Consider the following 12,573-nt stretch of genomic DNA (forward strand, 5'->3'; position numbering starts at 1 on the left):
TCACGCCTCCGTCTTCGGGGTGCCGCGCAGGATGGAGTTGCCCTCGTGGGTGGCCTCGGGCTGCGGGACATCGAGGGTGAGGCGGCCGCTGAGCCCGTAGAAGGCCACGGGGTTGCGCCACAGCACCTGGTCGACGTCGTCCTCGCCGAACCCCGCCTTGAGCAGCGCGTCGCCCACCTTGCGGGTCTTGAGGGGGTCGCTTCTGCCCCAGTCGGCCGCGGAGTTGACGAGCACCTTCTCGGGCCCGTACTGCTCAAGGACGGCGACCATCCGCTCCTCGTCCATCTTGGTGTCGGGATAGACGGAGAAGCCGAGCCAGCAGCCGGCGTCCTTGGCTTCCTTGACGGTCGTCTCGTTGAGGTGGTCGATGAGCACCCGCTCGGGCGGCAGGGCGGACTCGCGGACGACGTCGAGGGTGCGGCGCAGACCGGCCAGCTTGTCGCGGTGCGGGGTGTGCACCAGGGCCGGCAGCTCGTGGTCGGCGGCGAGCTGGAGCTGGGCGGCGAGTGCGGTGTCCTCGGCGGGCGTCATGGAGTCATAGCCGATCTCGCCCACGGCGACGACGTTGTCCTTGACGAGATACCGCGGCAGCACGTCGAGGACGGGGGTGCAGCGGGGGTCGTTCGCCTCCTTGGGGTTGAGGGCGAGCGTGCAGTGGTGGGCGATGCCGTACTGGGCGGCGCGGAAGGGTTCCCAGCCGAGGAGGGAGTCGAAGTAGTCGACGAAGGAGGCCGGCGAGGTGCGGGGCTGGCCCAGCCAGAAGGAGGGCTCGACGACAGCGCGTACACCCGCCGCATACATGGCCTCGTAGTCGTCGGTGGTCCGTGACGTCATATGGATGTGGGGGTCGAAGATGCGCATCAGGACTCCTCGCCGGTCGAAGCTGTGGAGGGGGCCGAGGGGGTGGCCGAAGGGGCTGGGCGACCGGCCAGTGACAGGACCCGGTGCAGGTCCTCGGGGACGGGGCGGCCCGCGGCAGTGCGTTCGTTCGCGTAGTCGACGAGCATGCGGGCCAGTTCTCCATCGGCTCGGGCGCGCTCCGCCAGGCCGGCCACCGCGTCCACGGAGACACCGGTGAACAGGCACTTGAGGACGGCGTGCCGCCAGTTGTGGGCATCCAGGTGTTCGGCGGCGTACGGGCCTACGGCGGCGGCGACCAGGCGCGTGTCGTTGGTGCGCAGGGCGTCCTCGACGAGTGCCAGGGCCTGGGGGCCGGTGACGAGGTGGGGCAGTGCGTGCAGGACGGCGCGGCGTTCGGCGGCAGAGCCCTGGGCGTAGATGCGGCTGAGGGTGGCGGGGCCGGCGCCTGCGGCGCCCAGGAGGAGCAGGCGGACGGCGTCGGCGTACTCGGGGCCGCAGCGGCGCCCGGCTTCGGCGAAGCGCAACTCCCAGCCAGGCGTTGCGCTTTGCGGCGCCTCCTCCTGGTGGGCGGCGGCCTCGGCGAGTGCCTGGTCGAGCCAGGCCCGGGCACCGTCGTCGAGAGCGGCGCCGAGCCGGGCGTGGAGCATGGCGATGGCGGGTTGCACAGTGGCGGCCGACTCCTCGAGCGCGGCCGACTCCCCGCGGCCGCCGACCGGGATATTGGCGTCCGGTTTCCCGCGGCCGTCGGCCGGGGCGGTGGCGGGGCCCGCGTCGTTGCCGCGTGGGTGGGCCGAGTGGGTGGGGTCGTGCGTCACGGCGTGCTCCCTTCCAGTGCGGCCTCGGCTGCCCCGGCCCGAGCCCGGCTGGCCCGTGCTGCTCCGGGGAAGGCGCGGCGCAGGAAGTCCAGCGACTCCTCCGCGAGGCGTGGGCCGGCGTGGGAGTGGCGGGGCAGTTCGACGACGGTCAGTCCCTGGTAGCCGGTGGCGGCAAGGGCTTCGAGTACGGGCGGGAAGTCGATCTCCCCGTCCCCGAACGGGAGGTGTTCATGAACACCGCGACGCATGTCCTCGATCTGGACGTGCCGCAGCCAGGGTGCCGCGGCCCGGACGCAGTCGGCCGGCGGCTCCGGCTCCAGGCACTGGCAGTGGCCGATGTCGAGGGTGAGGCCGAGAGCTTCGGGACTGCCGAGTGCCTGACGCAGGCGGTGGAAGTCGGCGAGCGTGGCGACGAGGTGGCCCGGCTCGGGTTCGACGGCGAGCGGGATTCCCGTGGCGCTGGCGGCGTCCAGGACGGGGCCGAACGCCTCGGTGAGCCGTTGCCACGCGACGTCGTCCGACGTGTCCTCGGGTGTGACGCCGCTGAAGCAGTGCACCGCGTGGGCACCGAGGTCGGCGGCGATGCGGACGGCGAGGATCAGCAGCCGGGTGCGTGCGGCACGCCCGGCCGGGTCCGGGTCGAGGAGGGAGGGGCCGTGCTTGCGGCGCGGGTCGAGCACATACCGGGCGCCGGTCTCGATCGTCACGCCCAGTCCGTGCCGGTCCAGGCGGCGGGCCACCTCGCGGGTGCGCGCGGCCAGGTCGGGGGCGAGCGGGTCCAGGTGCATGTGGTCGAGCGTCAGCCCGACCCCGTCGTACCCGAGGTCGGCGAGCAGACCGAGGGCGTCGGCGAGCCGCAGGTCGGTGAGGCCGTTGGTGCCGTATCCGAAGCGGAGAGTGCCTGGGCTCATGTCACGCTCACCTTCCGTGCGAACGAGCGGGCGGCCGGGGCCAGGACGGCGGTCAGCAGTGCGGTGCGGAGTCCGCCGCCGCGTGCGGCGAGTGCTGCCTGGAGCGGGATCATGGCTCGGATACCGGCCCCGACGGCCTGTTGGGTGAGCGGCGGAGACGGGTTGAGGGCGGCGTGGAAAAGGGGGCGGGCGGCGGTTGCGGCATAGGCCGCACCGAGGGCGCCCTGGAGGACGGCCGCAGTTCCGGCAGTCGCCGTTCCGGCAGCCCCGGTTCCGGCAGTCCCGGTTCCGGAAGTCCCGGTTCCGGCAGTCGCAGTTCCTGCAGTCCCGGTTCCGGCAGTCGCGGTTCTGCGGTTCGGCGCCGTGGCGCGCTTCGGCCCTGAGGGGCTGGAGCCCGGCAGGCGGACAGCGGCTTCTGTCCGTCGGCCTGCCGGGAGTTCGGGGGCGGCACGAGCAGTGCTGCGACCGGCTGTCCACGCCAGCAGCAGCGTCGTCGCCAGCGCCGCTAGCGGGGCCGAGGAGGAGCCGCCCTGGGCCTCCCGGCGGGACACGGCCGTCACCGCGAGCGTGTGCGCGCCGAGGACCGTCGCCGAGGGCAGGGCCCCGCGCCACCGGCCGCCCGGAACCGTCGCCGCCGCGCCCAGCGCCAGGTCAAGGCCCCGGGCCGCCGCCATGGCCACGGGACCGGCGGCCGTTCGCTTCAGACCCAGGTCGTAGGCCCAGACAGTGGTGGCGAGCGTCCCGGCGACCGCCAGGGCCGGCCGTCCGGCGCGCGAGGCCACGGCCAGGCCGGCGATGGTGAGGCCGCCCGCCGCCGCCAGCGCCGTGACGGGGCTGATGCGGCCTGACGGCAGCGGGCGGTGTGGGCGTTCCACGGCGTCGTCGGCGCGGTCGGCCCAGTCGTTGAGCGCCATGCCCGCCTCGTACAGACACAGGGAGGAACCGATGGCGAGAAGAGTGCGGCGATCGGGCCGGGCGCCTGCCGCGGCGGCGCCCGCGAGGGCGTCACCCGGCACCGTGAACAGCGCGGGAAGCCGGAGCAGTTCGGCCCAGGCGCGGGCACGACCCCCAGCTCGGACGCGCGGGCTCATCGCGCCGCCCGCAGCCGTCCGGCGAAGCCCACCAGCTCCGCGTACTGCTCCGCGAGTGCCGACGGCGAGCCCGGGTCGGGATCCTTGAAGTAGAAGCCGAGCTCCGGAAGAGGTCCTGACAGGCCGGTCTCGTGGGCGCGGGCGGTCAGGCGGGCCAGGTCGAGTACGAGGGGTGCCGCGAGGGCGGAGTCGCAGCCCTGCCAGATGGTCTGGAGCACCATCCGGGAGCCGAGGAAGCCGTCGAAGGCGATGTGGTCCCAGGCGGTCTTCCAGTCGCCGAGGGCCGGTACGTCGTCGATGTGCACCTCGCCTTCGGGGACCGAGCCGAGGGTGTCGGTGAGGACGCGTTCCTTGCCGGCGTTCTTCGCGGCGGCCGCACCCGGGTCGGCCAGCGCCGCGCCGTCGCCGCCGCCCAGCAGGTTGGTCCCGGACCACGCCCGCACGGCAAGGGCACGCTGCGCGAACATCGGTCCCAGCACCGACCGCAGCAGCGTCTGCCCGGTCTTGCCGTCGCGCCCCGCGTACGGCAGGCCGGAGCCCGAGGCCGCCGCGTGCAGTGAGGGATGGTGCAGGCCCGTCGACGGGGTGAAGTTGACGTACGGGCAACCCGCCCGCAGCGCCGCCGCCGCGTACAGGGAGCTGGCGGGGAGGGTAGAGGGGTCCCCCGTCGCCACCGGCTCCGTCGACGCGACGTTCACCACGACGGCGCGGGCCAGCCCGCCCCGGCGTACGAATTCCCGTATGTCGGCGGCGAAGGACTCGATGAGTTCCTCGTCGGAGCGGCTGTCGCCGGGCAGAGGACCGCCGCTGCGGATCTCGCGGTCGGCCGCGGCCAGTTCGCTGTGCACCGCCGAGGGCAGCCCGTGCGGCAGGACTCGCCCGGCGACCAGTGCCTCCGCGCGCTTGGGCAGGGGGCAGTCCACCGTGTCGTGCCCGCCGAAGACCAGGGACGCGAGCGGTGGCAGGCCGCAGTCGCTGAAGGGCGCCGTCTCGGTCACCATGCCGGTGGCCGGATGCAGACCGGCGGCCACGGCGGCACATCCCACGACCACGGTGGTGGCCACGGAACCGCGCGCTCCGACGAGCCACACGCCGGTACGCGGACGGGGAGCGGAAGGTTCGGCGGACATGGACAGCCTCCTTGACGACAGGACTGGGCGAGTGAGCAGGAGAAGCGGCACAGTGAGGAGGAAGTGACGGCGGGCGGAGGTCCGGCGTCCCCCGCCCGCCGCCGTCTAGTCGCCCTTCACGGGCAGATCCAGGAGCTCCTTGCCTGCGCCTGCGCCTGCGCCGAACTCCTTGATCCGGATGCTGCGGAACGAGACCTGGTCGTCGGCACCGTGGTTCTGGATGCCGATGTGACCGTCCTCGAGGCTTCGCGCCGGATCGGTGTTGGTGAAGTCGTTGATCTTCACCCCGTTGAGCCAGACGCGCAGCCGCTCGCCCTCGACACGGATCTCGTAGGTGTTCCACTCCCCCGGCGGGTTCAGGGCGCGATCCCGCTTCTTGAGGTCGGCGGACTGGAAACCGTAGACCGAGCCCGTCGTCTTCTCGGGCACGTCGGTCGCGTCGATCTGGATCTCGTAGCCGTTGTTCACGGCCGACCAGGGGTCGTCGGAGGCGGGGAAGCCCACGAAGATCCCCGAGTTGTCGTCCCCGGCCGTCTTCCAGTCGAGCTTGAGCGAGTAGGACCCCAACTCCTCGGCCGCGTACCAGAGCATGCCCATACCACCGGAGGAGGTGAGCGTGCCGTCGTTCAGCTCGAACGATCCCGGTCCCGCCTGCTTCCAGCCGTCCAGGGACGTCTGCGTACCGTCGAAGATCGGCGTGTAGCCGTTCTCCGGGCGGCAGTCGGCCTGGGCTGAGCCGACGGCCCAGCGGATGCCGCCGAGCAGGTGCTGCCGGAAGGCGGGGTCGGCGTAGGACTCCTTGGTGTGGCCGCCTCCGGTGTAGAAGGCGCGTCCGCCCTGGTAGTCCTGGCACCAGGCGATCGGGTGGTCGCCGGCCATCGTGCCGCCGGTGTACGACGACTCGTCCAGCGATGCCAGGACGTGGGCCCGTTCCCGCGGGTTGGAGCGGTAGTTGTACCACTCGTCCGTGCGCTCCCAGGCCGCCGCCAGATGCGATGTCGCGGGGTGTGCCCGGTCCTCCACATCCACGGTCGCGGGCTGGATCGCGGGGTGCGACTGGAAGTACGCGCCCGCGAGGCCGCCGTAGAACGGCCAGTCGTACTCGGTGTCGGCGGCGGCGTGGATACCGACATAGCCGCCCCCGCGCCGGATGTAGTCCTCGAAGGCGCTCTGCTGGACCTCGTCCAGTACGTCACCCGTCGTCGAGAGGAACACGACGGCGTCGTACTTCCGCAGGTTCGTCGACGTGAACGCCGTGGCGTCCTCTGTGGCGTCGACCGCGAAGCCGTGCGCCGCCCCCAGACCCCTGACGGCGGCGATGCCGTCAGGGATGGAGTCGTGCCGGAAACCGGCGGTCTTGGAGAACACCAGTACCTTCTTCTCCGTGGCCGCGTCCTTCCTGTCCGGGGCCGCGTCCTTCGAGACGGCCGGCCCCGACAGTCCGCCGATGAGCAGGGCGGCGCCCACCGCGGCGGTCACCAGTCGAGTTCTCGCACGCATTGCAGGCCTCCCCTCATTCCGTCGTGAAGGTGAAGTCGTCCACCTCGTACAGGGCATCGCCGATGCCGCCCTTGAAGACGAGGTAGAGCGTGGTGGTGCCGGTCGGAGCGCCCTTCAGGCCGGCGGTGACGTCCTGGTAGTCCTCCCAACCGCCGGTGGCCGGGACGGTCGCGGTGCCGAGCAGCTTGCCCTTGGCCGAGCCCGCGCGGATCTCGAGGGTGCCGCCTTCGCCGGCGGAGGCGACGCGTGCGCTGATCTTGGTCGCGTTGGACAGGACGTACGGCTGGAAGGCGATCCAGTCGCCGTTGCTGATGTCGCCGACGGTCTTGGCACCGTGGGCCGTCGTCCGGCTCTGGACGGTGATGCCCTCGGAGGTGCCGAAGTGCTCGGCCTGGCGGTGCCTGGGCTGGACGACGCTCTGGTCATGGCCGGTCAGCGCGGCCTGGCCGCCACCACCGGCGTCGGTGTACTCCGCGTTGACGACACCGAAGATGTTGGCGTCCTCGTCATGGCCGCCGTCGGCGCTGGTCTGAAGCGTGCCGGTGCAGCCGTTCGCCGAGGTCAGCGGGTGTCCGTGGCTGTCGTGGCCGAGGATGAAGGAGACCTTCACCTTGGCGCAGTCGATGGTGCCGTCCTCCGGGTCGGTGACCTTCACCTTGAACGGCACGGCGTCACCGAAGCTGAACAGCTGGCCGTCCTGCGGCAGTTCGAGCGTGACCTTGGGAGCGGTGTTGCCGACCACGATCTGCACGCTCGCGCTGCCGGTGCGTCCGCTCGGGTCCTTGGCGGTCAGCGTCGCCGTGTACGTCCCGTTCTTCTTGTACGTGTGGGAGGGGTTCGCGGCAGTGGAGGCGGCGGAGCCGTCGCCGAAGTCCCAGCTGTACGTGAGCGTGTCGCCGTCCGCGTCGGTGGTCCCGCTGGACGAGAAACGGACCTTCAGCGGGGCCTGCCCGGAGGTGCGGTCGGCGGCGGCCTGCGGGGTCGGCGAGTGCCCGTCGGTGGCGTTCTCGATGCGGTACAGGGCCGAGTTCTCGTCGCCTCCGAACCAGGAGACGCCGTAGTCGAGGACGTAGAGGGCTCCGTCGGGCCCGAAGGCCATGTCCATCACCTGGGTGCCGGACCACGGGACGTCGTTGATGGACTGCACGGTGCCGTCGGCGTCCGACGAGATGCGCTTGATCCAGCGGCGGCCGAACTCCCCGGCGAAGAAGTCACCGTCGTACGCCTCGGGGAACTTGACCGGCGAGTCGAGCGTTGCGTCGTAGTGGTAGACCGGTCCGCCCATCGGGGACTCGGAGCCGTCGCCGAACTCGGGCACGGACGGGCCGTTGTAGGGGATCCAGGCGGGCTGGGCCGGGGGCAGGTCGGTGAGGCCGGTGTTGTGCGGGGAGGTGTTCTTGGGGGCAGCGCAGTCGAAGGCGTCACCGGACGTCTTGGTGGCGAAGTCGTAGTCGACGTACGCGTCGTTCTTGCCCGTGCAGTAGGGCCAGCCGAAGTTGCCGGGCTTGGTGACGCGGGCGAACTCGACCTGTCCGGCAGGGCCGCGCGCCGGGTCGGCGGCTCCCGCGTCGGGGCCGTAGTCGCCGACGTACAGGATGCCGGTGGCCTTGTCGACGCTGAAGCGGAACGGGTTGCGGAAGCCCATCGCGTAGATCTCGGGCCGCGTCTTGTCCGTGCCGGGCGGGAAGAGGTTGCCGTCGGGGACGGAGTACGAGCCGTCGGCGTTCACCTTGATCCGGAGGATCTTGCCGCGCAGGTCGTTGGTGTTGCCGGAGCTGCGCTGGGCGTCGAAGGCCGGGTTGCGGTCGGCGCGCTCGTCGATGGGCGTGTAGCCGTCCGACTGGAAGGGGTTGGAGTCGTCGCCGGTCGACAGGTAGAGGTTGCCGGCCGCGTCGAAGTCGATGTCGCCGCCGACGTGGCAGCAGATGCCGCGCGAGGCCGGGACGTCGAGGATCTTCGTCTCGCTGGCGGTGTCGAGCGTCCCGTCGGTCTTCAGCACGAAGCGGGAGAGCCGGTTGACTCCGTCGAACTTCGCGAAGTCGGCCGCGGTGCCGGTCTCGGGGGCGTCGCCCGCCGGGGTGTCCAGCGGCGGGGCGTAGTAGAGGTAGATGAAGCGGTTGTCGGCGAAGCCGGGGTCGACGCCGATGCCCTGCAGGCCCTCCTCGTCGTGCGAGTACACGTCGAGCTTGCCCGCGACGCGGGTGTTGCCCGCGGCGTCGGTGATGCGCAGCTCGCCGTCGCGTGAGGTGTGCAGGACCGAGCGGTCCGGGAGCACCGCGAGGGACATGGGCTCACCGACCTCGGGCTCGCCCTTGGCGAGGGTGACCTGCTGGAAGTCCTCTGCGGCGGCCGCCGAAGCGGTCGTCGACGCGTTCGCCTCGGGGTCGGCGGCGCCCGCCGGCGGTGCGGCGAGGGCGAGTGAGGCGCCGGCGAGGAGTGAGCCGGTGAGGAGTGCGAGTGCCTTGCGGAGTCTCGGACGCTTGCTGGTTCGCGTTCTCGTTCCCGTTCTGTTTCCGGATTTCCTGAGCACGAAGTGCCTCCATGAAGGGGCCGGTCGTACGTGACGGGTGCGGGATTCCGGGGTGCGCCGTCACCCCGGAGCCATACGTGTTGTGTGCATTTCAGCTCTCTGCCCCAGGGACCGTAGCCACCTTTGTCCGGGCCCGAAAGCCCTTGGGAAGGAACTGAGTTGGACTTTTTCCAGCAGAAGGACAAACTGTGATGCGGGCAGGCCGGACTGCCCCGGCGCGGGGGATCCGCGCCGGGGAGCAAGCGCCTGGCAGGAGTGCCGGTGGATCGCCCTGCCGGGCTAGTCGGCGCTCCCGAACGCCGCGTCGAAGGACGCGGTCGGCGGCTCGAAGTCGTAGGCCTTCAGGCGCTGCAGGGCCTCAGGCGCCCCCTGCAGACGGTCCATGCCCGCGTCCTCCCACTCGACCGAGATGGGCCCGTCGTACCCGATGGAGCGCAGCATCCGGAAGACGTCCTCCCAGGGGACGTCGCCGTGGCCGGCCGACACGAAGTCCCAGCCGCGCCGCGGGTCGCCCCACGGCAGATGCGAGCCGAGGCGCCCGTTGCGGCCGTCCAGCCGCTTGCGGGCCTCCTTGCAGTCGACGTGGTAGATGCGGTCGCGGAAGTCCCACAGGAAGCCCACGGGGTCCAGGTCCTGCCAGACGAAATGGCTCGGGTCGAAGTTGAGGCCGAACGCCGGGCGCCGGTCGACGGCTTCGAGGGCGCGGTGCGTGGTCCAGTAGTCGTACGCGATCTCGCTGGGATGCACCTCGTGCGCGAACCGCACGCCCTCCGCGTCGAACACGTCCAGGATCGGGTTCCAGCGCTCGGCGAAGTCCTCGTAACCGCGCTCGATCATCCGCTCGGGGGCGGGCGGGAACATGGCGACCAGGTGCCAGATGGACGACCCGGTGAAGCCGACGACGGTGTCGACGCCGAACGCGGCCGCTGCGCGTGCCGTGTCGGCCATCTCCGCCGCCGCCCGCCGCCGTACGCCCTCGGCCTCCCCGTGCCCCCAGATCCGCGCGGGCAGGATCGCCTGGTGCCGCTCGTCGATGATCGCGTCGCACACGGCCTGGCCGACCAGGTGGTTGGAGATGGCCCAGCACTTGAGGCCGTACTTGTCGAGCAGCTGCCGCCTGGATTTCAGATACGAGTCGTCGTTGAGTGCCTTGTCCACCTCGAAGTGGTCGCCCCAGCAGGCGAGTTCGAGGCCTTCGTAGCCGAAGTCGCGGGCGAGCCGGCAGACCTCCTCGAGCGGCAGGTCGGCCCACTGGCCGGTGAAGAGGGTGAAGTCGCGGGGCATGGAACGGGCCTCCTAGACCGATGAAGCGGATGCGGCGGCAGATGGGGCCGCGGGGTCGGAATCCGTGGCCGTTACCGACAGGACGGGCGTGTACACCGCGTTCTTCGCCGCGCTCTCCTCCACCGCCGCCAGTACGCGCTGCACCCGCAGTCCGTCGGCGAAGGAAGGTTCCGGCGCGACACCCGTGGCGATGGCGGTCGCCAGGTCGCGGGCCTGATGCACGAACGAGTGCTCGTAGCCGAGACCGTGGCCCGGCGGCCACCAGGCCTCCAGATACGGATGGTCGGGCTCGGTGACGAGGATGCGGCGGAAGCCCGCGCTCACACCCGGTTCGGTGTGGTCGTGGAAGGACAGTTCGTTGAGCCGCTCCAGGTCGAAGGCCAGCGAACCGCGTTCACCGTTGAGTTCCAGACGCAGTGCGTTCTTGCGGCCGGTGGCGAACCGGGTGGCTTCGAAGGAGGCGAGCGCCCCCGAGGCGAACCGGCCCGTGAACAGCGCCGCGTCGTCGACCGTCACGGCGCCGAGTCCACTGCCGCTGCCGCCCGCCGCGCTGAGTCCCGACGACGCCCCGGCGGGCAGCGGCCGCTCCCGTACGAAGGTCTCGGTGAGCGCGGACACGCCGACGAGGGGTTCGCCCGCCAGGTGCTGTGCGAGGTCGACGATGTGCGCGCCCAGATCGCCGAGTGCCCCCGATCCCGCGAGTTCCCGTTGCAGCCGCCAGGTGAGCGGGAAGCCGGGATCGACCAGCCAGTCCTGCAGATACGTGACGCGCACGTGCCGCAGGGCGCCCAGCCGGCCATCGGCGACCATCTTGCGGGCCAGCGCGGTCGCCGGCAGGCGCCGGTAGTTGAAGCCGACCATGGCGACCTGGCCGCGGGCCCGTGCCTGTTCGGCGGCCTCGGCCATGGCCTCGGCCTCCTCGACGGTGTTGGCCAGCGGTTTCTCGCACAGCACGTGCTTGCCCGCCGCGAGCGCGGCGATGGCGATCTCCGCATGGCTGTCGCCGGGTGTGCAGATATCGACGAGGTCGACGTCGTCACGGGCGATCAGGTCACGCCAGTCGGTCTCCGCGGCCGCCCATCCGAGCCGGTCGGCCGCGGCCCGTACAGCGTCCGGGTCGCGCCCACAGATGGCCGCCAGCTCAGGCCGGCACGGCAGGTCGAAGACGCGCCCGACGGTGCGCCAGCCCTGGGAGTGGGCGGCACCCATGAACGCGTATCCGACCATGCCGACGCCGATCCGGCGCTTCCTGGAACCGGCACCGGCGCCTACTTCAACTGGACCGGTGTCGGCTCTGGTTCCTACCGGCCCGGCTCCGGCTGCCGCCCCGCTCTCGGGCTGCTCCGGCTGTCCCATACCGATTTCCTCCTCGTGGTCGACGCTCTGTGGGGGCGGGCGTACGCATCACTTGAAGCCGGTGGGCATGTACTGGTCGACGTTGTCCTTGTCGACGACGGCCGAGTAGAGGGTGAGGGAGGCCGGGATCTCGAACTCGGCCAGGCCCGATACGCCCTTGGACTGCCCGAGCGCACGCGCCAGATCGATCGCCGAGGCGGCCATGGTCGGCGGATACAGCACGGTGGCCTTGAGCACGCTGTTGTCGGCCTCGATCGCCTGGAAGGCGGAGAGTGCGCCCGCGCCGCCCACCATCAGGAAGTCGTCGCGGCCCGCCTGCTCGATGGCACGCAGGGCGCCGACGCCCTGGTCGTCGTCGTGGTTCCACAGGGCATCGAACTTCGACTGGGCCTGCAGCAGCTGGGCCATCTTGGCCTGGCCCGACTCGACGGTGAACTCGGCGGCCTGGCGCGCGACCTTCTTGATGTTCGGGTAGTTCTTCAGCGCGTCGTCGAAGCCCTGGGTGCGCTGCTTCGTCAGCTCCAGGTTGTCGAGCCCGGCGAGCTCCACGACGCGTGCGTTCTTCTTGTCCTTGAGCTTCTCGCCGATGTAGTGCCCGGCGTTCAGGCCCATGCCGTAGTTGTCGCCGCCGATCCAGCAGCGATACGCCTGCGGGGTGTTGAAGATCCGGTCGAGGTTGACGACGGGGATGCCCGCGCGCATGGCCTTGAGGCCGACCTGTGTGAGGGCCTTGCCGTCGGCCGGGAGGACCACCAGGACGTCGACCTTCTTGTTGATCAGCGTCTCGATCTGGCCGATCTGGGCCGCGGTGTCGTTGGAGCCCTCGGTGATCTCGAGCGTCACGTCCTCGTACTTCTCAGCGCGCTTCTTGGCGTTGTCGTTGATCGCGTTCAGCCAGCCGTGGTCGGCCTGCGGGCCCGCGAAGCCGATGGTGACCTCCTTGCCGGGCTTGTCGTCCGCGACCGGCTGGTCGTTCGCGGCGGACTCCTCCTTCTTGGGTTCGTTGCTGGTGCAGGCGGTGAGGAGGGCACCGGCGGATACGGCGGCGGTGCCGAACAGCAGTCCTCTGCGGCTCGTGAGCTCTGGCATGGCGGT

The 12,573-nt window shown here is 71.2% G+C and carries 10 protein-coding genes; all 10 read right to left on the reverse strand.

Going from position 1 to position 12,573, the window contains the following annotated elements; translation table 11 throughout:
- Positions 1–861, reverse strand: coding sequence for a TatD family hydrolase (locus ABT009_RS12450; RefSeq protein ID WP_351292479.1), 861 nt, complete (start codon positions 859–861; stop codon positions 1–3).
- The gene (locus tag ABT009_RS12455) at positions 861–1,508 is read right to left on the reverse strand and encodes an EboA domain-containing protein (RefSeq protein WP_502989867.1); all 648 of its coding nucleotides are present in this window, start codon (positions 1,506–1,508) and stop codon (positions 861–863) included. Before ABT009_RS12455 ends, ABT009_RS12450 begins: the two co-directional genes overlap by 1 nt.
- 164 nt (positions 1,509–1,672) lie before the next feature.
- Positions 1,673–2,587 carry a sugar phosphate isomerase/epimerase family protein gene (locus ABT009_RS12460; RefSeq protein WP_351292481.1) on the reverse strand — a complete coding sequence of 305 codons (915 nt, stop codon included), beginning with the start codon at positions 2,585–2,587 and terminating at the stop codon, positions 1,673–1,675.
- Positions 2,584–3,678: an SCO3242 family prenyltransferase gene (locus ABT009_RS12465; protein WP_351292483.1), complete on the reverse strand. Its 1,095-nt coding sequence runs from the start codon at positions 3,676–3,678 to the stop codon at positions 2,584–2,586. Before ABT009_RS12465 ends, ABT009_RS12460 begins: the two co-directional genes overlap by 4 nt.
- Positions 3,675–4,808, reverse strand: coding sequence for an inositol-3-phosphate synthase (locus tag ABT009_RS12470; RefSeq protein WP_351292485.1), 1,134 nt, complete (start codon positions 4,806–4,808; stop codon positions 3,675–3,677). The genes ABT009_RS12465 and ABT009_RS12470 overlap by 4 nt, the downstream gene beginning before the upstream one ends.
- A 105-nt stretch (positions 4,809–4,913) precedes the next feature.
- On the reverse strand, positions 4,914–6,308 hold the full coding sequence (locus tag ABT009_RS12475) for a ThuA domain-containing protein (RefSeq protein WP_351292487.1): 1,395 nt from the start codon (positions 6,306–6,308) through the stop codon (positions 4,914–4,916).
- Positions 6,309–6,321: 13 nt separating this feature from the next.
- Entirely contained in the window at positions 6,322–8,838 is a 2,517-nt protein-coding gene (locus ABT009_RS12480) for a PQQ-dependent sugar dehydrogenase (RefSeq protein WP_351292489.1), read from the reverse strand.
- Between the two features lie 279 nt (positions 8,839–9,117).
- Positions 9,118–10,122, reverse strand: coding sequence for a sugar phosphate isomerase/epimerase family protein (locus tag ABT009_RS12485; RefSeq protein WP_351292491.1), 1,005 nt, complete (start codon positions 10,120–10,122; stop codon positions 9,118–9,120).
- Positions 10,123–10,134: 12 nt separating this feature from the next.
- The gene (locus ABT009_RS12490; protein ID WP_351292493.1) at positions 10,135–11,478 is read right to left on the reverse strand and encodes a Gfo/Idh/MocA family protein; all 1,344 of its coding nucleotides are present in this window, start codon (positions 11,476–11,478) and stop codon (positions 10,135–10,137) included.
- A gap of 48 nt (positions 11,479–11,526) precedes the next feature.
- Positions 11,527–12,567 carry a substrate-binding domain-containing protein gene (locus tag ABT009_RS12495; RefSeq protein ID WP_351292495.1) on the reverse strand — a complete coding sequence of 347 codons (1,041 nt, stop codon included), beginning with the start codon at positions 12,565–12,567 and terminating at the stop codon, positions 11,527–11,529.
- Positions 12,568–12,573: the final 6 nt, after the last annotated feature.

Origin of the sequence: Streptomyces sp. NPDC002896, assembly GCF_040295225.1 — a bacterium.
GTDB lineage: Bacteria > Actinomycetota > Actinomycetes > Streptomycetales > Streptomycetaceae > Streptomyces.

Bases quoted from the DNA above. Each gene is read 5' to 3' on its own strand.
- ABT009_RS12450 (WP_351292479.1), bottom strand. From the start codon at position 861: ATGCGCATCTTCGACCCCCACATCCATATGACGTCACGGACCACCGAC.
- ABT009_RS12455 (WP_502989867.1), bottom strand. From the start codon at position 1,508: ATGCTCCACGCCCGGCTCGGCGCCGCTCTCGACGACGGTGCCCGGGCC.
- ABT009_RS12460 (WP_351292481.1), bottom strand. From the start codon at position 2,587: ATGAGCCCAGGCACTCTCCGCTTCGGATACGGCACCAACGGCCTCACC.
- ABT009_RS12465 (WP_351292483.1), bottom strand. From the start codon at position 3,678: ATGAGCCCGCGCGTCCGAGCTGGGGGTCGTGCCCGCGCCTGGGCCGAA.
- ABT009_RS12470 (WP_351292485.1), bottom strand. From the start codon at position 4,808: ATGTCCGCCGAACCTTCCGCTCCCCGTCCGCGTACCGGCGTGTGGCTC.
- ABT009_RS12475 (WP_351292487.1), bottom strand. From the start codon at position 6,308: ATGCGTGCGAGAACTCGACTGGTGACCGCCGCGGTGGGCGCCGCCCTG.
- ABT009_RS12485 (WP_351292491.1), bottom strand. From the start codon at position 10,122: ATGCCCCGCGACTTCACCCTCTTCACCGGCCAGTGGGCCGACCTGCCG.
- ABT009_RS12490 (WP_351292493.1), bottom strand. From the start codon at position 11,478: ATGGGACAGCCGGAGCAGCCCGAGAGCGGGGCGGCAGCCGGAGCCGGG.
- ABT009_RS12495 (WP_351292495.1), bottom strand. From the start codon at position 12,567: ATGCCAGAGCTCACGAGCCGCAGAGGACTGCTGTTCGGCACCGCCGCC.